This window comes from Faecalibacterium sp. BIOML-A1 (assembly GCF_009679715.1).
Classification (GTDB): domain Bacteria; phylum Bacillota; class Clostridia; order Oscillospirales; family Ruminococcaceae; genus Faecalibacterium; species Faecalibacterium taiwanense.
Window position 1 is genome coordinate 1 of the sequence record NZ_WKZJ01000018.1, and the last position, 21,050, is coordinate 21,050.

14 protein-coding genes are annotated in these 21,050 nt (G+C 52.4%); all 14 read right to left on the reverse strand.

The annotated features are described in order from the left end of the window. Positions 1-56: 56 nt before the first annotated feature. The 14 genes from GKG36_RS13820 to GKG36_RS13880 all read right to left on the reverse strand — a co-directional run bounded on the left by GKG36_RS13820 (position 57) and on the right by GKG36_RS13880 (position 20,995). Entirely contained in the window at positions 57-5,360 is a 5,304-nt protein-coding gene (locus GKG36_RS13820) for an SNF2-related protein (protein ID WP_347563056.1), read from the reverse strand. 1,496 nt (positions 5,361-6,856) lie between these two features. Further along, a complete protein-coding gene (locus tag GKG36_RS14875; RefSeq protein WP_081016879.1) occupies positions 6,857-7,213 on the reverse strand; it encodes a TnpV protein in 357 nt (118 codons plus the stop codon). A gap of 850 nt (positions 7,214-8,063) precedes the next feature. Further along, on the reverse strand, positions 8,064-8,279 hold the full coding sequence (locus tag GKG36_RS13825) for a transposon-transfer assisting family protein (protein ID WP_014078556.1): 216 nt from the start codon (positions 8,277-8,279) through the stop codon (positions 8,064-8,066). Between the two features lies 1 nt (position 8,280). Continuing rightward, on the reverse strand, positions 8,281-11,565 hold the full coding sequence (locus GKG36_RS13830; protein ID WP_154244524.1) for a YodL domain-containing protein: 3,285 nt from the start codon (positions 11,563-11,565) through the stop codon (positions 8,281-8,283). 6 nt (positions 11,566-11,571) lie between these two features. After that, on the reverse strand, positions 11,572-11,850 hold the full coding sequence (locus tag GKG36_RS13835; protein ID WP_154244523.1) for an immunoglobulin: 279 nt from the start codon (positions 11,848-11,850) through the stop codon (positions 11,572-11,574). Next, a complete protein-coding gene (locus GKG36_RS13840; protein WP_154244522.1) occupies positions 11,847-13,955 on the reverse strand; it encodes a type IA DNA topoisomerase in 2,109 nt (702 codons plus the stop codon). Before GKG36_RS13840 ends, GKG36_RS13835 begins: the two co-directional genes overlap by 4 nt. Next, positions 13,942-14,145 carry a hypothetical protein gene (locus tag GKG36_RS13845; RefSeq protein WP_009003368.1) on the reverse strand — a complete coding sequence of 68 codons (204 nt, stop codon included), beginning with the start codon at positions 14,143-14,145 and terminating at the stop codon, positions 13,942-13,944. Before GKG36_RS13845 ends, GKG36_RS13840 begins: the two co-directional genes overlap by 14 nt. After that, the gene (locus GKG36_RS13850; RefSeq protein WP_154244521.1) at positions 14,142-14,906 is read right to left on the reverse strand and encodes a DUF4366 domain-containing protein; all 765 of its coding nucleotides are present in this window, start codon (positions 14,904-14,906) and stop codon (positions 14,142-14,144) included. Before GKG36_RS13850 ends, GKG36_RS13845 begins: the two co-directional genes overlap by 4 nt. Further along, the gene (locus tag GKG36_RS13855) at positions 14,896-15,153 is read right to left on the reverse strand and encodes a DUF4315 family protein (protein WP_009003366.1); all 258 of its coding nucleotides are present in this window, start codon (positions 15,151-15,153) and stop codon (positions 14,896-14,898) included. Before GKG36_RS13855 ends, GKG36_RS13850 begins: the two co-directional genes overlap by 11 nt. 28 nt (positions 15,154-15,181) lie before the next feature. After that, entirely contained in the window at positions 15,182-16,918 is a 1,737-nt protein-coding gene (locus GKG36_RS13860) for a CHAP domain-containing protein (RefSeq protein WP_154244520.1), read from the reverse strand. After that, positions 16,911-17,294 carry a DUF3851 domain-containing protein gene (locus GKG36_RS13865; protein WP_032554564.1) on the reverse strand — a complete coding sequence of 128 codons (384 nt, stop codon included), beginning with the start codon at positions 17,292-17,294 and terminating at the stop codon, positions 16,911-16,913. The genes GKG36_RS13860 and GKG36_RS13865 overlap by 8 nt, the downstream gene beginning before the upstream one ends. Continuing rightward, on the reverse strand, positions 17,291-19,693 hold the full coding sequence (locus GKG36_RS13870; protein WP_161233786.1) for a VirB4-like conjugal transfer ATPase, CD1110 family: 2,403 nt from the start codon (positions 19,691-19,693) through the stop codon (positions 17,291-17,293). Before GKG36_RS13870 ends, GKG36_RS13865 begins: the two co-directional genes overlap by 4 nt. Further along, entirely contained in the window at positions 19,650-20,105 is a 456-nt protein-coding gene (locus GKG36_RS13875) for a PrgI family protein (RefSeq protein ID WP_005335865.1), read from the reverse strand. The genes GKG36_RS13870 and GKG36_RS13875 overlap by 44 nt, the downstream gene beginning before the upstream one ends. Before the next feature lie 20 nt (positions 20,106-20,125). After that, complete coding sequence (locus GKG36_RS13880) at positions 20,126-20,995, reverse strand: VirB6/TrbL-like conjugal transfer protein, CD1112 family (RefSeq protein ID WP_002576236.1); 870 nt, start codon at positions 20,993-20,995, stop codon at positions 20,126-20,128. Positions 20,996-21,050: the final 55 nt, after the last annotated feature.

The window sequence follows — 21,050 nt, forward strand, 5'->3', positions numbered from 1 at the left end:
TGACAGTAGACTACTGCTAATGGAATAACAGGTCTGGTCATAGCCAGACAGTTGATTTAAGCGACTTCGTGTCGCACCCAGAGGTATGCGTCAAAGGTTCCTTCGGTCACATAGCGGTACACATGGACAAGAGGATTCTGGTTACCCTGGCGCTCGATACGGCCCTTGCGCTGGGCAAGGTCTCCCGGTCTCCACGGACAGTCCAAGTCATGAAGTGCCACCAGACGGTCCTGCACATTGGTGCCTGCGCCCATCTTGGCGGTGCTGCCCAAAAGGACACGAACCTGACCGGTACGGACCTTAGAGAACAGCTCCTTTTTCCGCACTTCGGTATTGGCTTCATGGATAAAAGCGATCTGGTCGGCAGGCATTCCCTGAGCAATGAGTTTCTGACGAATATCGTCATATACCGTAAAGACCGGTTCCTGCTCCGGCAGAGGCACAGAGCCTTCCAATGCGTGAAGCAGTGGATTATCCAGCGTTTTCGCCGCCTTGCTTGCAGGAGCTTTTGCCTGCGGTGTAGAAATGTCGCAGAACACCAGTTGGGTCAGCTTGTCAGCTTTGCCATCCCGCCAGATCTGCATGATGTTGTCCACGCACTGATTGACCTTTGTGCTAGGTTCATCCGGCAGCATCTGGTTGACGATTCTCTGGTCCAGGCCCAGCTTACGGCCATCCGAGGTAATCTTGAGCATATTGTCCTGGGACGGGTCAACGGTTCCGCTGTGTACCAGCGATGCGCGCTCCGAAAGGGTCTTGACCATTTCCTGCTGATGTTCGGTAGGCTGCGCCACGATGTTGTGGTATTCCACCTCCGGGGTGGGCAGGTTCAGTTGGTCGGCGGTCTTGATGTCCGCCACTTCTTTGAACAGGTTCATCAGCTCCGGCAGGTTGAAAAACTTGGAGAATCGAGTGCGCGCCCGATAGCCGGTTCCCTCCGGGGCCAGTTCCAGCGCCGTGACGGTTTCTCCGAAACGGCTGGCCCAGCAGTCGAAATGGGTCATGTTCAGTTCCTGCAGGCGGTCATACTGGAGATACCGCTGCATGGTGTAAAGCTCGGTCATGGAGTTGCTGACCGGGGTTCCGGTTGCAAAGATAACGCCACGGTTTCCGGTAATCTCGTCCATATAGCGGCACTTGGCAAACATATCGGAGGATTTCTGCGCGTCCGATGTGGATAAGCCTGCCACATTCCTCATTTTTGTGTATAGAAACAGGTTTTTATAGTTGTGGGCCTCGTCCACAAACAAACGGTCCACACCCAGCTGCTCGAAGGTTACCACATCGTCTTTTCGCCCTTCGGCTTGCAGCTTTTCCAGTCTGGCTTCCAGAGACTTTCTGGTACGCTCCAGCTGCTTGACGGTAAAACGCTCGCCGCCACTGGCCTGTACCTCTGCAATCCCCTCAGTGATCTCGTCGATCTGTTCATAGAGAAGCCGTTCCTGACGCTCCCGGCTGATGGGGATACGCTCAAACTGGCTGTGTCCCATGATAATGGCATCATAATCACCCGTCGCAATACGAGCGCAGAACTTTTTGCGGTTATGGGTCTCAAAGTCCTTTTTTGTGGTGACTAAGATATTGGCGGAAGGATAGAGACGCAGAAACTCCGACGCCCACTGCTCTGTCAGGTGGTTGGGCACCACAAAGAGAGATTTTTGACACAGGCCCAGGCGTTTGGCTTCCATCGAAGCAGCTACCATTTCAAAAGTTTTGCCTGCGCCTACTTCATGTGCCAACAGGGTATTTCCTCCATACAGCACATGGGCAATGGCGCTTTTCTGGTGTTCCCGCAGGGTAATGGCCGGGTTCATCCCTCCAAAAGTGATGTGGCTGCCATCATATTCACGGGGACGGGTAGAGTTCATTTCCTCGTTGTACTGGCGCACCAAAGTCTGGCGGCGTTCCGGGTCTCTCCAGATCCAGTCCCTAAAGGCTTCCCTGATAGCTTGCTGTTTTTGGGCAGCCAGGGTGGTCTCCTTGGCGTTCAGCACGCGGCGCTCTTTTCCGTCTGCGTCCTCTATGGTGTCATAGATACGGACATCTCGCAGGTTCAGGCTGTCCTCTAAAATCTTATAGGCATTGGCACGACTGGTCCCATAGGTGGTATAAGCTGCCACATCGTTGTAGGATACGGAAGATTTCCCCTTGATCTGCCATTCAGCGGTAAAGGACGAATAGTTGACCTCGATGCTGCGCTGGAGATAAAACGGGGTGTTGAAGGTTTCGTACATAAACTGCTGGATGTACTCTTTGTCGATCCAGGTAGCGCCCAGACGCACCTCAATCTCCGACGCATCCAGGTCTTTGGGCTGGGCGGCGGTAAGAGCTTCCACATTGACTGCATAAACCGGGTCCTGCTGTGCGGCCCGTTGCGCCTGACGCAGTTTGCGGCGTACATTGCCGGAGAGGTATTCATCAGCAGTCACATAATGGGGTGTGCCGTCTTTCTCCAGCTGTCCCGGTACACGGAAGATTACGCCTTGCAGCTCTCCGGCCAGTTCTTCTTTTGTTTTTCCGGTAAGCTGGCTCATATAGTCCATATCCACGCAGGCTTTTTCCGAGATGGACACCGCCAGTGCTTCACTTGTCGTATCCACCACAGCCACCGCCTGATGGGGCTTGATGGTCCGCTTGGTGAACATATCCGCCTTGCGCTCCAGCTTTCCGTCCTCGTCGATGACTTCCAGCGCACAGAGCAGGTAATAGGAAGAATCATCTGCATAGGCCAGACGGTTTGCACGGTCATTGATGAGACCGTATTTGGCAGAAAAGCTGTCATAGAGGCTGTTCAGTTCCGCCTGCTTCTCCCGAATGGTGCTGTCCGGAACCGCTGCATCCATCTGAAGGTCGATCAGTTCCTGCACACAATCACGCAGTCCCACAAGACCTTTTACACGGGCTTCTGCGGTGGTGTTGAGATCCGGGCGCACCATACGACTGTTTTCCCGGTAGTACACCTGCCCGTCTACAATGGCATAGGAATAGTTCTTCACATTGGGGTCGGCAGGAATGGAGGTGTCAATAGCTTCGCCTTCGCCCAGCTCCGGCAGCTCTGCCTCCTGATAAGTGCCATGAATATACTTCACCGCATCATGCAGCTGGTCGGAAAGCTCCAGTCCCTCGATAGGGTTCACGGTGTAGTCCATACCATGAGCAGTGCTTACCGGCTCCTGTCTGCCCAGCACCATTTCCGGGTGGTCGATAAAATACCGGTTGATGGCAAATCCGTCCTCCGTCTGTCCGGTTTGAGTCCATTCCGGCACAATGTCCAGCGGGCGGTCCCGCTTTTGGAGGAAGATGATGTCCGATACCACCTCGGCACCGGCATTCTTTTTGAACGCGTCATTAGGCAGACGGATAGCTCCCAACAGCTCGGCACGCTGGGCAAGATAGCGGCGCACGGTGGAATCCTTGGCGTCCATCGTATAGCGGGAGGTTACAAAAGCCACCACGCCGCCGGGACGCACCTGGTCCAGTGCTTTGGCGAAAAAGTAGTTGTGAATACTAAAATTCAGCTTGTTGTAGGCTTTGTCATTGACCTGATACTGACCGAAAGGTACATTGCCGATGGCAAGGTCAAAGAAGTCACGCCTATCGGTGGTCTCAAAGCCGCCTACTGTGATGTCCGCCTTGGGATAGAGCTGCTTTGCGATGCGCCCGGAAACAGGGTCCAGCTCCACGCCGTACAGACGGCTGTTTCGCATTTTCTCCGGCAGCATACCAAAGAAATTGCCCACACCCATAGACGGCTCCAGAATATTTCCGGTCTCAAATCCCATACGGTCCACCGCTTCATAGATGGCCTGAATGACCGTAGGGCTGGTGTAATGGGCGTTGAGGGTAGAGCTTCTGGCGGCGGCATATTCCTCCGGGGTCAGCAGCTCTTTTAGCTGAGCATACTCTAAAGCCCATGCCGGTTTCTCCGGGTCAAACGCATCAGAGAGACCGCCCCAGCCCACATATCGAGAAAGAACCTCCTGCTGTTCGGGGCTTGCCTGCTGTCCGGCAGCTTCCAGCTCTTTCAGCAAACGAATCGCATTGATATTTGCCTGGAACTTGGCTTTCGGACCGCCTTCGCCCAAATGCTCATCGGTAATGCGGAAGTTTTTTGCATTGCGGCGCAGGTTAGCCTTGTATTCCTCATAGGAGGCTTCCTCGGCAGCTTTGGCATTGGAGAAGGTCTCCCACTGGCCATTGACCTGAATGGAAACCGGGTGTTCGTCCAGCACTTCCTCAAAAGTTTTCTCCGGCTCTGTCACAGGTACTGGTGGCTCCGGCTCCTCGATATGCAGTCGTTCCACCACCACATCATAAGGCAGATTGTTCTTATCGCCCGGATAGACGGCCACGGTCTCGGAATGGAAGGTCGGGGCTTCGGCAGCCGGTTCGGGGCGTTCCTGTTCAAAGCCATCCAGCTGACGGGCATACATCCCGCGCAGCAACGGTGCAACCTCATCCCAGCGGAAATACAGCATAGCCAGACGCTTTTCCTCTGCATCCATGACTTCCAGTTCTATGCCCTGTGCCGTGGTACGGTAATCGGCAATATCGCCGGTCTCCAGATTCAGTGTCTCAATCTCACCGGAATAGGCTCTGCTCAGCCAATAGGCGATCTCGCTGTTGCTCCTGCCGGATTCCAGCAGCGTGGAAATCTGCTTTTTATCCGCTTCATCCATCAGTCCATGAGCCAATACATCCCGCAAGTCCTGATCTGCCTTGTCCGGGTCAGTAGGAAGAAACTCGGTATAGTAAGCATTGCGGCGGTCTGCCCGAAGCAGCTGCTCGAACTGTTCTTTGCGCTCTGCCCGGTAGATGGGATATACCATCCCGGTGGGCAGAAGCTGTACGGTGTCCTCCCGCAGCTCGGTGATCTGATAGGCGTCATCCTCGATATACACGGTATCGCCCACGGCATAAACCGGGGCAGCAGGGTCATAGGATGTTCTTTGCGGAGTTGGGCGGCGAACTGCATCATATTCCTCATCGGAAATAGCAACTTCGGAAGTCTGCTCTGTCTCAGCAGTTGCGATCTGCTCTACATCCGACATCACCTGTTGGATAAACGGATCATTGTCCAGTTTTTCCGGGTCTGCCACCTGGCCGTTGACGATCCCTCTTTCCTCCAGAGCTTCCCGGATGGCGATTGAGTCGATGTCGTCAAAACGGTCCTGTTCTTCTTCGGTATAGAACCGGTCCTCCTTGATAAGCTGGGCAATCCGGCGCTGTACCTTGGGCCAGGGCAGCTCAATCCCTTCTGGGCTTCCGGCGCGGATCACAAATAGGCTCTTGCTGTCGTTGCCGCTGTATTCCTGAGCCAGCCATGCGGCGGTATCTTTTTCTCTTGCATGGTCTTTCATATAGCGGACAACAGCGTGTTTACTCTCGATATTGCCGTTCCATGCACAAAGGGCAGTATCAATATCTTCCTGAGAAAGAGGGCGCAGAAGTTCATGGAGCTTTGGATAGGTTTCGTCGATCACTTCCCGGTGCAGACGCTGGCGGAACTCCGGCACATCCGAATAGAGTCGGATCAGCTCCATATCCTTAGAACCAAGGATCGCACGGCGCACAGCGGCATTACCCTCGATGACAGCATTTTCACGGTCAGAATGACCGCAGGCATTGCGATATGCGGTATCCTCGGAAATGGCGGCAGTCACCACAGGCTTATACTGCTCAAACTGCTCCCCAAGGGTAGGCTTTGGTGTTTCTTCATCCATCTCCGGCTGCTGGGCTTGAATGGCATCTTCTTCGGCCAGTTCCTGTTCAGACTGGATCTTGTCATACTGTGCCTGTTCCTGTTCGGTAAGATAGCGTTCTTTCTGGACAAGTGAGGTAATGCGCTTGGCAACCTTTTCCCAGTTCAAGTGAACATCCGGGCAGTCCTGCTTTTTATAGTGCAGTCCTTTCCCATCGTGATCTTCGCCGCTGTGTGTTGCACCGGACAAGGCATGAGAGCGTCCGCCAATGCCATACTCGTCTTTGAGGAATCTTACTTTCTCCTTATCCGTATGGTTTGCCATGAAGAACGCATAGATACGGCCTTTTCCTCCGGCGAAACTGCTGCCGCCGGTCATAGCGGCGTCGATCTCATCCTCGGTAATGAAGTGCTGAACGGTTGGCACTTGGGAAAGGTCTGAAGAAAAGGTCCTGCGGGGCAGGTCAAGGTCCTTCAGGTTCTCCCAGATCTCCCTTGGTCTGTGATAGTGAAAACGCAACAGGTCACGGTCCTGCTGATAGGCAGTCCAGAAGGCGGCGTATTCTTCCTTGAGGGTCTGGCGGAAAGCCAGGTCACTCATCTGCTCCGCCAGGCGGCGAGTCTCCTCCGGGAAACCATTGCCTTTGATCTCTGACAGGCAGGACAAATATCCGGCTTCTCTGGCACCCTCACTGAGATCGTGATACAGATGCCAGAGCTTTTCCGAGAGGAGGGAGCGTTCATAGCCTGCCACTTCTGCAAGCTCCACATTGGAGGCAAACTGGCCGCTCTCCAAAAGCTCCCCGATACGCTCTGCGGCGCTCTCCCAGGAAATGACCTGGGCAGACCTGTCATAACGGACAGACTTCCCATGTGAAAGATGGATACCATCCTCGGCATACCATGCGCTCACACTGCCAAGGCCATTGCCGCCGTGGTACAGCGTTTTCAGTATCTCGGCAATCTCAGCGGTGGTTTTCTGCTTTTCAAAGGCTGCAACCACACGCTCCCTCTGACGATCTGTATTGCCGCCCAAACGCAGCACATGGTCGATGTCATTTTGGGCAAAAGAAAAAGCAGAGGATGTATGCGCTACATTCTCTGCTTCATCTATGGATTGGATCTGTTCTGCTTCGGAGAGGAACAGGTTTAGAGTCAGCTGTTGATAAGCTCCGCCATCAGGATTTCCTCGGCCTGAGCTTTGCAGGTGTTCATCAGCCCCACCCACTTCATGGGATCGCTGGCTTTCAGTTCCTCGGTGGCTCCCGCTTCCTTCGCCAGCTGGGGCATCATCTGCTCCAGTCTGCTCTGGGCGGTCTCGTCGATCTCCAGAAGGTGCGGGTACAACTTCTCGCTCAGCAACATCTGGTTGTAGAGGATGGGACGATGTTCCTTCAGGTAGGTTTTCCTCATCCTGCCGTACTTGCCCAGGGGTTTCTCCGGCTGCTGGCTCAACTTCAGGTCGGGAATCAGATAGTCTCCGTTCTGGATATAGGTCATGGGATTGTTCATCTTGTTTGCTCCTTTCTTGGTTGGCTTCGCGCTCTGCATTTCGGACGGTAACGCCGATCTGCCGCAGCACCTGCTGGTTGATCTGGCTGACCGCTGTTCCCAGCGCCCCGATGGTTGACGGGGTATTGAAATCAAAGATTGCCATGAAATCTTCGTGGTCGAAGTAGCGTTCCGGCTCCAGTCCGCAGCGGGACATCAAAGCGTAAGTGATGCTGACGGTGGCTGCTGCCTTGAACTGTACTCCGATGTTAAACTCATCATATTCCTCCAAAAAGGAACCGTCAACGATATAGAAGAAGTCCTGCTGATGCTCCGTCCAGTATTCCTCAGCCAGTTTTCCGGCTACCTTAGTGAGCTGTCCGGCAAGGTCATCACCGGAAACATCATAGGTGCGCTCCAGCATGACCTGTACGGAATCCAGATGGCGCTCCTCCAGCTGCCACAGCCAGGGAGTGCGGGAATGTTCACGGGTTCCGGTGTCGGAAATGTCAAAGACATAACGCAGGCGAGGTCTGTCCCCGGAATCGTCCACCAGAGCGATTCCCTTGGAGCCGCGCCTTACATACCGGCCCATCTTTTCATTCCACAAATCGTACTCTGCACAGGCGGTAGCGTCCGGGCGCTGGGCATAGATCATCAGCTGCTCATGGAACGGGTACTTGTAAAGGCGGGAAGCAGTAGTGAGAAACCCTGCCCATTCCTGCCAGCTCCCCGTGAGCTGCGTTGTCACCTTCTCCGCCATCTGTGCATATAGTTCAGCTTTGGTTGGCATAGTATTCTGTCCTCCTTTCGGTTTTTGGGTAAAGAGGTGGGGTGGCATATTGCCACCCCATCCCTGCGATTATGGTGTTTACTGGTCAAAATCCGGGTACAATTCCAATTCCGCAAATTCATCATCCGTCATGGTTTGGAGCTTGCAAAGGGCGCTGTCGGTCAGCTCCCTCAGTTCCGTTTCCTCTGGCGAAAGCTCGCCGCGCATCTCACGCAGACTGTCGATCAATCCGGTGCGGCTGCCGGTATTGTAAATGCACATCAGGTTCATTTCCTCAAAAGTAAAGTTTCCCATATCAAATCTCCCTTTCTGCACTCTTTTTGGGCGCTGTCTTTTTGTGTTCTGCCTTGGGCTGGCTTTTCAGCTGCTCCATGACGGACTTTTTCTTTTCCCGTTCCTCCCGATGGGCAGCGGCAGCCAAATCCATCAGGGAAATGGGCTGACCGCTGCGGGCCTGCTGTTCCAGCTCTGCCACCGCAGGCTCTTTTGCGCCATTGTTGATGATACCGTCGATCATGCCGTAATCGTCCTCCACGGCCATCTCCGCATTTTTCAGCGGATTTTCCGGCAGGAATCCGGGAATCTGGGTAAAACCAACACTGTCACAGTAATGACAGGATACCTTACCATCCTGCTTGATCGCAACGATGTCACTGACACTCATAGAAGGACTGTGAAAATCCACCGGTTTTTGCAGATTAAACTGCTCATATAGTTTTTCCAGCTGCTCCGGCACAGTGCCAGACTCCCTCAGAGGAGCTGTGTAAATGAGGTCATAATTGCTGCGGTCTATGGAAATATCATGGGTCTGTAACCAGTCCAGATTCATAAAGCGCACATTCTGCGGATCGTCACGGCTCACCTGATAGATGGCAAAGCAATCTCTGTTCTGAGCAAGAAATGCCTGTTCCCGTTCCTGCTGATGTTCCTGGCGCTCCATGACCTTTTCATGGAACTGAGGGCTTTTCTCCCATTCCTCACGGTCCACACCGAAAATGCCGCCATGATCCATGATTTCCTGCGGGTCAAATACCATACTCTCCGTATTGTCCTCATGCAGCACATAGACAGTCAAACCAGCGGCATCCAGTTCCAGCGCCAGTTCTCTGGTGACAGGGAGCATCCCATCATAGGAGTAGCCGTATTCCTGCATATCCGGTGTGGATACCTGCTCATCAGGCATAGGGTATTCATCCAGCGCCTGCTCTTGTGCTTCCGGCAGCTGGGAAGAAGCAGCCATCTGACTGGCCTCTGTCTGCATCTGCTGGTAGGCAGCTTCCTGCAAGGTCTCAATCATGGACAACGGTGCGTATTTTACCGAGTCTCTGCCCAAATCGTTGTCATCACAAATCTGGAGAACTGCCTTCATGCGGGAAATCTCCGGCATATCCAGCTGACCACCATCCAGCTCTTTCATGGACGCGGCATCGTAAAGGGTATAGTCCCAGCCGCTGTCACAGGACTGGATATGAAGATAGGTGGCATCGTCAATCAGAAACAAAGCCTCCTGCTGGTTGGCGTCCGCCCCCAGCACTTCCATTTCCGGCATTGCCACAGCCAGTTCCTTTACCGCTTTTTGCACCAGAGGATTATCACGGTAATAGTCGATTGCCTGGATGGTGTCCAGGTCAATGGTCTGGCCGGTCAAAATCGGAAAAGGTCCTTCATAGTCGCTTCCGTCTTTCAGCTCAAAACCAATGCCCTTGATTCCGTTCATTCGTTCTGCCGGAATCTCCTGATAAATGCGGATTGCTTCCTCCAAAGACAGGTTATCGTGGTATTCTCCGAGGTTTGGAAATTCCATGCACTCTGCTACATAGTAGGTCAGATCGCCGGTCTGCTGTCTATCAGATACCTTAGCGGCATCTTCTGGCTGCTCTATCGGGGCGGGTTCCGGCTCTACCTTTGCATGAGGGTCGATTCCGCGCTCTTTGCAGATTTCCTTATAGTGGCGCTCAATGTCGGAGATCAAAGTGCCGGAGGTTTTGTTGATGGTCTCCAAACTGGCTCTCAACTCTTTCAGCTCCTTGCCTTGACTCCAACTGGCAATATAGCCAAAGCTGTTTTCTCCTGTCTCAATGCCAAAATATTTGCAGACTGCATAGGAGATGCTTTCAGCCTCCACTTCTTCCGTGTGACGGTTTTTGATTGCCTGTTTTTCTGCGGTTGCATCTTCCTCAACTGCAAGACGCCATTCAAACTGATTTTCGTCCACATAACGCCAATCCATATCAGAAGCAAACTGTTCGGCTTCTTTTTCTGTGGCAAAATCCAACTTGAAATCATGCTTGGTTCCACCTTCACTCTCCTGCACAACCTTCCATGACGGTAGCATTTCATATTTTTTAGGGTCATGGAGCTTGCTGTGGGCAATCTCGTGTACTGTGGCTGAAACCGTCTGAACCTCACTCATGCCCTGACGAATGGCAATTTTCTGATGATCAGCAGAAAAATAGCCGTCCGTATCAGCGGCCATTGCTTCAAAAGTAATCGGCACCGGTGCGCTGCGGCGCAGGGCCTCCATGAATGCCTCATAGTTTGGCACATTGCCGGAAAGGGAGGAAGCAAGCTCCGGCAAAGGTTTCCCGTCGGTCTGACTCACATCAAAGACCTTGACAGGGCGAAACATGGGAATCTCGATTTCTTTTTCCTCTGTGACGATCTTTCCGTCTTTATCCAGAATCGGAGCCTTGGTATCTGGGTCCAGCTTCTGCTCCTCGATTTTCTTCTTATACGGTGTGGGAGCGATGATGGTAATGCCATGCTCGCCCTTTTTTACATGACGCTCAAACTGGTCTTTCCACTTATTGTATCCGGCTACCAATGTGGCGTCCGGCTTCTGCATATAGATGAGCATGGTGTTGTTTACCGAATAGCGGTGGAAGCGGGACATGACGGACAGATAGCGCATATACTTTTCACTCTCAAACAGTTCTTTGATGCCCTGCTCGATGCCATCTGTGATTTCCCTTAGCCGTTCTCGGTTGGTGGGTTTGTTCTCAGCCATGATTTTCAATCTCCTTTCCAAGTGTGTGATTTCTGCTGTGTGTTCTGCAATCCATGCCTTTTGTTCTTCTTCACTTTCATAAAGGAAAAGGTCCAGCAGGTATTCTACATAGGCTTTCTTCTGGATTGCTTCCACAAAACGGGGGTGCGGTTCTTCCTCCGGTGTCCTGGGAGAACAGTCGGCTTCCCATTTTTTCAACAGATAGTAGTAATCGGACAGTACGCGATAACAGCGCTGTCGATCCTCCCGAAACTTCTGTGCCTCGGTTTTTTGCCGGACATATCTCCTGCGGGGCGGGGCCTGACTGTCATAGATCAGGCCAAAGTCCTGTGCCAGTTTCTCCGCCGCTTCTTTTGGGGAGAGGTTAAAGAGCTTTGCGGTAAAGTCGATCACATCCCCATCTGCACCGCAACCAAAGCAGTGGAACCGCTGGTCTACCTTCATGCTGGGGTTCTTATCATCGTGAAAGGGACAGCAGGCCATACCAGTTCGACTGACTTTTATCCCGTAAAACTCTGCCGCTTCTCTGGTGCTGACCGACTGCTTGACCGCTTCAAATACATTCTCTGCCATGTGCCTTTAACTGCCGGACTTTTTCACAGGGGGCTGGTATCCGGCGGCTTTCGCACGCTCACTGGCAGCTTTGCGACGCTCGGCGCTGTATGGCTCCCGGACTGATACACACCGCTTGGGGACGGTAAAGTTATGGGCGTCCTTTCGGGTGATCTGGTCGGGGTGCTTTTTTGCCAGCAGTTCCAGCTTCTCCATCAGACGGGGATCGTGGGTATAGACCTCAGCCATTGATTCTGCCTGGTTATAGAGGAGAATGGTTTCCCGTTCCACTAAAGAGAGCTTCATCGGCTGCCTCCTTTCCGCTGGTCAAATTCCAGCTTGAAATTTGCATACTGTCCATCGTCCTCCAAAACCACAGTGGCATCGTAGGTCTTGCCGGTTTTCTCCGAATATAGCCCCGTCACACGGACACAGCCATCGTTCAGCAGCGCAGACACCACAGCCTTGGTCGGCTGTTTTTTCTTGGCAGCCCACCATTTGTTATTTTTCCAGATTGCAAATTTGCAAGAATCATTCTGACAGAAGAAGCCTTTTTGCAGTTCTGCAACTTCAACGCCGCAGCGAGGGCATTTACCCACCACCTCACGGAGCGGAGTGAACAGGTACTCGGTTCCCTTGATGACCTGATAAGTTCCCACCAGGTCTTTCAGCATGGTGCTGATCCCGTCCAAAAACTTCTCAGGGGCAAGCTGCCCGCGCTCGATCTCTCCCAGGCGGTACTCCCACTCGGCAGTCAGAAGCGGCGATTGCAGCTGTTCCGGCAAGACTGTGATAAGGGAAACTGCATCGTGGGAAGGAAGAAGCTGCACCGTTTTTCTGTTCTTTTTTCGCTCCAGAAAACCGGCAGATACCAGCTTTTCCAAAATACCGGCACGGGTGGCCGGTGTCCCCAGACCTTTTCGCTCGGCGTCCTCCGGCATATTCTCTTTTCCGGCAGTCTCCATTGCGGACAACAAGGTATCCTCCGTAAAGTGCTGAGGCGGACTGCTTTTGCCTTCTTTGACGATTGCCGCAGCAACCGAAAGGGTCTGTCCTTCGGTCAGCTCCGGCAGGGCTTTCTCTGCGCCCTCTTTTTTCGGCTCTGCATCCTTCATTTTGGCACGGTAAGCGTCCTCCAGTGCTTTCCATCCGGGATGCTTCACCGTTTTTCCTTTTGTGGTAAACTCCCCACCGGCACACGCTGCAATCACAACAGTTTCCGAATAGATATGGGGCTGGGCTACGGCGCACATCAGACGCAGGGCCACCAGCTCCAGCACCGCTTTTTCTCCCGCAGGAAGGGCAGAAAGGTCTGCATCCTTGAGATTTCTGGTAGGGATTACTGCGTGATGGTCGGTTACTTTCTTATCGTTGATGACCGTATGCGGATCACAGGTAATGGCGATCCCTTTGCGAAACGGCATAGCACTGGCAACCAGATTCACCAGCAACGGCAGGCTGTCTGCCATATCACCAGTCAGATAGCGGCTGTCAGTACGGGGATAGGTGCAGAGCTTCTTTTCATACAGGCTTTGTAGATAGTCCAGGGTCTGCTGGGCTGTAAATCCAAGCAGGCGGTTGGCATCTCTTTGCAGGGTAGTCAGGTCATAGAGGGCAGGCGGCTTTTCGGACTTTTCCTTGCACTCCACCTTTTTGATTGTGACATTTGCACCCTGACAGGCTTCTTTCAGCTGCTCGGCAGCGGCTTTATTCGCCATGCGCTCCCCGGATACGGTAAGACCGAGCAGCTCCAGCGCCACGGTATAAAAGGGAATCGGCTGAAAGGTGTCGATCTCAGCTTCTCGCCGGACAATGAGCGCCAGTGTTGGGGACATCACGCGCCCGATGTTGAGGGTACGGTGATACAGCACGGAAAAAAGCCTTGTCGCATTGATCCCCACCAGCCAGTCGGCCTTGGCACGGCAGAGGGCAGCATCTCGAAGTCCGTCATAGTCCGCACTGGGGCGCAGGTTTGCAAAGCCTTCCCTTATGGCGGAGTCTTCCATCGAAGAAATCCAGAGCCTTTTCATCGGCTTCTTGCAACCTGCCAGCTCATAGACGCTACGGAAGATCATCTCGCCCTCGCGTCCGGCATCACAGGCATTTACCACTTCCGTCACATCCGGGGCATTCATCAGCTTTTTGAGAATATCAAACTGCTTTTTCTTATCTTTTCCTACCACCATCTGCCAATGTTCCGGCAGGATAGGCAGATCATCATATCGCCACTTGGCATACTTTGGGTCATAGCTGTCTGCATCCGCAAGACCGGCCAGGTGGCCCACGCACCAGCTGACACGCCAGCCGTTGCCCTCCAGATACCCGTCCTTACGGACGGTTGCGCCGATCACCGCCGCCAAATTCTGGGCAACTGATGGTTTTTCGGCAATTACCAATTTATGTTGAGCCATGATGGTTCCTCCTCTCTTTGAGCCATCGGGACATTTCCCGGTGACAGATACCTACGCAGGGTCTTCCATAATTCCCGCAGCCATAGCAGGGGTGGCTGTGGGGTAAAGAAGGAGGACGGGAAGTTTCCTTCCCGCCCTCCGGTCTGCGTGTCATCATGCGTTCATAGGGACTGTCTGTGAATCGGGTCATTTCACGCTGTCCTCGTCATCTTCTTCTGTGCTGCCCCCGTCAGCGTCCGGCTCGTCCGACTCCTCATCCTCGGTTTCCCATTCCTCGGAATCTTCCTCGCCATAATCATAATCGTCCAGACTGTCATTGCCCTTGGTCTTAGGCTTATTCTTAACGAGCTTCAAGTAGGCAAATACGCCACCGCCTCCCAGCAGAGCCAGCAAAAGGACTATCGCAGCCGGGTTCAATCCGGCAGGCTTCTCTTTTTCCGGCTCCGATGTTTCTGCCGGAGGTTCCGGTGCTTTGCCCGTACATTTACTCTTATCAGTTGCGCAGACCGGGCAGGCCGTATTGACTGCCCCTGCTTCACATTTTGTTGAACAGCTACACACAGCAGCCGACTCCTCTTTGACATTTTCATCTTCCATCAGTGCCATCAAATCCGCTTCATCCACCTGGTTCAGAAAGTGAACAGCAGTCTTTTTATCCTCATTAGCCCTGTCGATCAAAATGTAAAAATAGTTGCCAGCCTTGGTGGTAACGGTAATGAGCTGCTTATTGCCACCAAAATCATCCACCAGAGCGGCATTGCCATCTGGTGTAAGTGCCGGTGCCGGTTCTGTTTCTTCCACAATCACATTGCTGTCATTGGTAGAATCCTCTGCCGGTGCCGCCGGAGCCTGTTCTGACCCCTGTGCGAAAGCAGGGATCGTAAAGCCAAATGCCACAACCATTGTCAGGCAAAGGGCGGAAAGTGTTTTGCAAATTCTTTTATTCTTCATAAGCGGTAACCTCCTGATTATTTGATTCCGACAGTGCTGTATCTCTGCCGTGGTTCATTCCACCGGAAAGCATAGCGTTCAGCTGTGCTGGAGTCATGCGTAACGCACGAACCATCTGAACGATTTCCAGATTCTCTGCCTCCGTTTTCTGTGCTTCCAGGGTCTTGAGCTTTTCCTGATATTCCGCAATCTTCTCACGGGTTTTCTCAATTTCCTGGTCGATACGTTCAATTTTATTTTTTGCCATAACCGTTCACTCCTTTCCACAAAGTCTGTTACCAGTTCATCAGGCCGTAGCCCTTAATACTTTGATAATTCAGGTCATAACTTTTGATCTTGCAGGCATCGCCGGAATTTCCCTCCACCGTATAAACACGGCTGCCATCCGTACCGATCACGATACCCACATGGTCTGCTGTCCCATCTAAATCCCAATCAAAGAAAATTGCATCTCCGGGAGCCAGATTGTTATAGCCTCTTGCACCCCATTGTCCATGAGACTGGAACCACGGAACGCCCTGCCACTCACAGCCTGCAAAGCGCGGCTCACTTTTTCCAGCCTGGTTATAACACCAGGATACAAAGCAGGCGCACCACTCCACGCGGCTGTCAAAGCCATACCAGCTCCAATAAGGATAGCCGCCCACATTGCCGACCTGACGCTTGGCCAGCTCCACCAACTGCGGATTTCCGGGACGGGTTCCATTTACAAACTGTACACCGGTCAAGTCCTCGGAATTGCTCATGTCAGGGGAACCACCGCCAAACAACAGCGGCTTATTGCCCATGGTCTGCCGGTAAACCTGATACATTTCCATCTGCTCCGGGGTCAGTAACTCCGACGCCACAGCGGAAATGGGCTTGCTGGTGAGTTTCACATTCAAAATGTAATACTCATAGGGGACTTCTTCTGAGGTGGTCTCGCCGGTCTCCGGGTCGGTGGAGGTCTCCGTGCGGTAGCGGATCTCCACTTCCTCAGTAAGCGTCAGCTGATACTGTGCTGCAAACACACGCGCCAGCTCTGCCTGAGCACTCTGCTGGGTGTAACCTTGCAAGACGGCAGACAGAAATGCTGCCAGCTCATGAGGGTCATGGCCGATCATACCAAGGTCATAGCGATACTCGTCATACCCTGGGTGGCTGCTTTCAATGTTGTCGATTTCCTCCTGCAACTGGACTTCTCTGGCTGCATAATCTGCCTCCACTGCCAGCATTTCCGGGTCATCCGACGGATAAGTAGTGCCGGAGAGAACGGAACCGATGCTCTGCGCCATCATGGAGCAGGAGGACATGGTATTCATCAGCATACAGGTAATGAGGAACAAAACCCCTGCCATCAGGAAACCCTTCTTGTGGCGCATGACGAACGCCCCTGCCTGCTGTGCCTTTTCTTTTACCGTCCTTGCGGCTTTTCCGGTTTTGGATGCAGCCTGGGCGGTATTTCCGGCAGTCTGACCGGCGTGTTTGGCGGCGGCATACTGCTTTTTAATGGCCTGCTTTTGCTGCCAGCGGGAAAACGGATTGCTGGCAAACTGGGGATTTTCCTGCAAAGATTTCTGGTACAGAACATTTACATTTGCCTTTTCCAGTTGGCGCTCTGCCTGTGCTGCTTTGCGGTACGGCTTCAGCTTGTGGCTGCGATAGCCCTCCCGCACCAGATAAGCGCCGGTCTCCACCGCCTCCTCGGACTTGTGGGCGCTTTCCACGCCCACATTGTCCTGCTCTGTTTCCCGGATCTCTTTGTGGAGCTTGCCCGCAACCAGATGGACGGGAGCTTCCCTGACTCCTTGAGAAACTTTGGAGGGTGGCTTTTTCTTGTCCTCAAAGGTCAGCTTCGAGGTCTTTTTTCCGGTATCCGGGTCAATGACCGTCTGCCTGACCTTTTTCTTTGGGATATTGGCCTGCGCCTTATCTGCTCTGGCCGCAGCTTTCTCCGCTTTACGGATCGGCTTTTCCAGTGCAGGGTCAGACCGTTCCTCATCAGTAAAGCGCAGACGCGGTTCCTTATTCAAACCATTCCCCCAGCATGAGGGAGGACATCATGTAGTGCAGCTCTGCATAAATGGCCATTCCCACCGGATCGTTGAACATACAGCCGGACAGGTAGGCATAAAACTGTGCCACCACATCGGACAGGATCTTCGCTTCGGTTCCTTCCAGAACCAGACCACCCATACCTTCCTTGGCACGGATGGCGCTCCAGACCTCTGCCAGACGGAGCAGCCCCACCTGACCGGTCTCATTCAGTTCGGCTGCCTGATCTGCCGCCGTGCGGCACTCACTTACCGCATCGGCCATGACTGTAAGCAGCTGGCTGCGCTGGGCATTTACCGCCCTGTCAAAAAACATCAGCGGATTTTTATTCAAAATGTTGGGGTTCATCATCATTCATCCTCCTTCTTTTTCAGTTCCTGGGGTTTGGTGGTCATAATGCGGTAAAGCTCGGTATTCTTCGGGAAGTGATCCACGAAAGGCAGGATTGTAGAGCCATAGAACAGCAGGCCCTCGCCCTCACCGGAGTGGGTCACATAAGATAATTGGTGTGTGGAAATACCCAGCTGCTTGGCGAGGATCTGACGGTCTCCGCCTGCCTGGTTGAGCATATACACGAAGTCCGAGTTTTCAAAGATGTTCTCCACCTCACGGCTGCTCAAAAGGTCTTTGACATTCTGGGTGATACCTGTCGGAATACCGCCCCATTTTCTGAATCGCTTCCAGATTTCCACCGTATAGGCGGCGGTCTGCTCCTCCTTCAAAAGCAGGTGCATCTCGTCGATGTAGTAGCGGGTAGACTTGTGAGCGGCACGGTTGATGGTGACACGGTTCCACACCTGATCCTGAACTACCAGCATTCCGATTTTTTTAAGCTGCTTGCCCAGTTCCTTGATGTCATAGCAGACAATCCGGTTATCAATGTCCACATTGCTCTGATGATTGAACACATTCAACGAACCCGTTACATAGATTTCCAATGCCGTTGCAATGTACTGAGCTTCTTTTTCTTCCTGCTCCCGCAGCAAGTTATAAAGGTCCTCCAAAATCGGCATATTCTCCGGCTTTGGGTCATTGAGATATTTGTTGTAAACCAACCGTACACAACGGTCAATAATGGTTTTCTGCACCGGCTGCAAGCCCTCCTTACCGCCCACGATCAGCTCACACAAGCTGAGGATAAAGTCAGACTTGAGTGACAGCGGGCTTTCATCATCCGAATAGTCCAGATTCAGATCCATCGGATTGATATAGTTGGTTGAAGTAGGTGAGATCTTGATGACCTGCCCATGCAGACGCTCAACAAGAGGTGCGTACTCCGCTTCCGGGTCACAGATAATGACATCATCACTGGTAAGCAAAAAGCAGTTGGCAATTTCTCGTTTTGCGCTGAAGGACTTACCGGAACCCGGCGTACCCAGAATCAGGCCGTTGGGGTTTTTCAGCAGCTTTCTGTCCACCATGATGAGGTTGTTGGACAGAGCATTGATGCCGTAGTACAGAGCTTCTTTCCCGTTCTGGAACAGTTCCTGCGTAGTAAAGGGCACAAAGATAGCTGTGGAACTGGTGGTCAGTCCTCGCTGGATCTCAATCTGATTGAGACCCAGAGGCAGACAGCTCATCAGCCCTTCTTCCTGCTGGAAGTCCAGCCTGGTCAGCTGACAGTTATACTTCTGAGCAATAGAGCCTGCCTGAAAGATGTTGTTGCCAAGCTGACGGGGATTGTCCGCTGTGTTCAGCACCAGAAAGGTCAAAAGGAACATTCTCTCGTTGCGGCTCTGCAAATCCTGCAAGAGTTTTTTCGCTTCACTGCCGTAGGTAGCAAGGTCAGATGGAATGATGTCCATGTCGTATCCGGCACGGACTGCTTTTTTCTGTTCCTCGATCTTGCTGCGGTCCAGGTCGGTAATCTTCCGCTTTACCGTTTTGATGGCTTTCACCTGATCCACCGACTGAATGTGCATACTCACAATGAGCGAGCTTTCCATATCCAGAAAATCAGCCAACAGACGGTCATTCAGCTCCGGTGCGAGAATCTGCAAAAAAGAAACAGTCCCGTATTTCTTGCCCATACGGAACTGCTTGCCGGTGCGGAACTCAAAGGAGCTTGGTGCAATAAAATCCTTTGTGGACAGACCGGAAGGAGCCAGCCAGTCCCATTCAAACTGAAACGGGAGTTGTTCATCCATGTGGAATACCGCATGAAGCTGAAAAAGCCTTTCTTTACCGTCCAGCGTTCTGGCAGCTACACCAAGACGCTTGAAGTTATTAAGTATATCGGTCTCAATACGCTCCAGACGGGGCTTGGCGGCTTTGATGCTGTCCGCGTCGATACCAAAGGTCAGGTATTTGGTCTTGATGAGACCGTTGTTACCTCTGGCCAGCTGATTTTGCAGCATTGTGGTGTATTCCTCGCGGATACTGTCAAAGGCGTCCCTCTGGGGCGGGATGGAAATGGAGTTAGCAAAGGTCTCCTCCGATGCCGCAAGGTTCAAAAAAGACAGCTGAAAATGAATCGAACTGTCAAAATAATTGAGGAAATCACACCACCCCTCAAAGATTGCCGTCTTATCTTCGTTTTGGGAGAGCTGATAGTTGATGTCCTGAAACTGGATGGTCTTTGTGTAGTGGCTGTCCGATACGCGGCAGATTCCGTCCGGCCATATCCGTTCATAAGGGATACTGTCCTGCGCAGATTTTCCTTTTTTGTCCGTGCGGTTAGCGCGGGCAATGGCCGCTTCGATCTGCTTCTTATCGGCGCGGGACAGTTTTTTCTTTGTCTTTACCGGCTGCACAGTTTTTTCCTCGGTTTTTCCGAACATCCGATGCAGCCATTTTTTTATTGCGGTGAACAATGTCATACACCTCCTTATCGAGCATTTCCTGCCGCTTTAATACGGCATAAAAGTTGTTGGTCTGGTAAGGTCGCTGTTTTGGACGGATCACAGCTACTTTGAGAATGTTGCCCACGATCTTTTCCAGGGGCTGTCCATGCTTTTCGTACATAGCCAGCATAAAGAAGGGCAGCATAACCAGCATCATACACATAGCCGCTACACTGTTTCCGGTAGGTTTTCTGAGCAAAAAGAAAAGCGGTACGCCAATAAGCGCTCCGCCCGTGAAGCAGATAAGCTGCCGCTTGGTCAGATTGAACATGACCTTTGTTTTGACTTTTGTTAAGTCCTTGGGTACGGGTACATAAGCCAATGTGGAAACCTCCTTCCGTTTTAGTGCGCCTGAAAGACTGATTTGGCGAGACTGCCGGTTTTGAACAGCGTAAAACATAGCAGTACGGTGTAGCCCACGCAGCTCCAGATTGCCATGATGATGTCATCTTCCAGAGCGATGTTCTGCACCAGCACAGCATAAATTGCCACGCAGACGATAATGAGAAATGCCTGAAAGCCCAGTGCCAGCAGGGATCGGAGGTAATTCTGTCCCATACCGCCCCATTCTTTGCCCATCATTGCAGCCATTGGAACGGGAGCCACCGAAGTTACAAGGTAGATCTCGATCATACGGCCATAAATAACGATAAAGATACAGATATACAACGCCCACATGGTAATGCCAATAAAGAGGGATTGGAACCACAGTCCGAACAGCGGTCCCAAATCCATTTCCATCAGCCTCGGTTCCAGATCGGTCATAACTGAGGAAATGTCAATGGACGCATCCGAATTGATAATCCCTGCCGCCTGCGCCACCACGCTCTGCGCCATATCAAAGACGCCCATCACGATATTCCATGTGTTTGTGACAATGAGAATGGCGGCAGCTGATTTGAACACCCACTTGAAAATCATCCAGGTATCCACATCATGCAGGTTGTTCTTGTCTGCAATCATCTGGATCAGGTCTACGGTCATCACGATAGCCAGGATCACACCTGCAATCGGCACCATGATGGAGTTTGACAGATTCTCAATCATATTGAAAATACTGCCATTCCATCCCTGTGGGGTCTGTCCTACCTGTACGGATATATCCGCGACCTGCTGATTTACACTGTCAAACATCCCCGAAAGGTTGCTCATAATACCGCCCACCAGCATTTCTTTCAGCCAATTTGTCAGGGCTTCAAGTAAGAAATCCATACGGTGTCAACCTCCTTTCCGCCGCCCCCGCAAAGCTGCGGGAGCGGCAAGGATT

Excerpts from the sequence above, each read along its gene's own strand:
- GKG36_RS13820 (WP_347563056.1), bottom strand. The coding sequence starts at position 5,360 with ATGAAAGACCATGCAAGAGAAAAAGATACCGCCGCATGGCTGGCTCAG.
- GKG36_RS14875 (WP_081016879.1), bottom strand. The coding sequence starts at position 7,213 with ATGAACAATCCCATGACCTATATCCAGAACGGAGACTATCTGATTCCC.
- GKG36_RS13825 (WP_014078556.1), bottom strand. The coding sequence starts at position 8,279 with ATGGGAAACTTTACTTTTGAGGAAATGAACCTGATGTGCATTTACAAT.
- GKG36_RS13830 (WP_154244524.1), bottom strand. The coding sequence starts at position 11,565 with ATGGCAGAGAATGTATTTGAAGCGGTCAAGCAGTCGGTCAGCACCAGA.
- GKG36_RS13835 (WP_154244523.1), bottom strand. The coding sequence starts at position 11,850 with ATGAAGCTCTCTTTAGTGGAACGGGAAACCATTCTCCTCTATAACCAG.
- GKG36_RS13840 (WP_154244522.1), bottom strand. The coding sequence starts at position 13,955 with ATGGCTCAACATAAATTGGTAATTGCCGAAAAACCATCAGTTGCCCAG.
- GKG36_RS13845 (WP_009003368.1), bottom strand. The coding sequence starts at position 14,145 with ATGACCCGATTCACAGACAGTCCCTATGAACGCATGATGACACGCAGA.
- GKG36_RS13850 (WP_154244521.1), bottom strand. The coding sequence starts at position 14,906 with ATGAAGAATAAAAGAATTTGCAAAACACTTTCCGCCCTTTGCCTGACA.
- GKG36_RS13855 (WP_009003366.1), bottom strand. The coding sequence starts at position 15,153 with ATGGCAAAAAATAAAATTGAACGTATCGACCAGGAAATTGAGAAAACC.
- GKG36_RS13865 (WP_032554564.1), bottom strand. The coding sequence starts at position 17,294 with ATGATGATGAACCCCAACATTTTGAATAAAAATCCGCTGATGTTTTTT.
- GKG36_RS13880 (WP_002576236.1), bottom strand. The coding sequence starts at position 20,995 with ATGGATTTCTTACTTGAAGCCCTGACAAATTGGCTGAAAGAAATGCTG.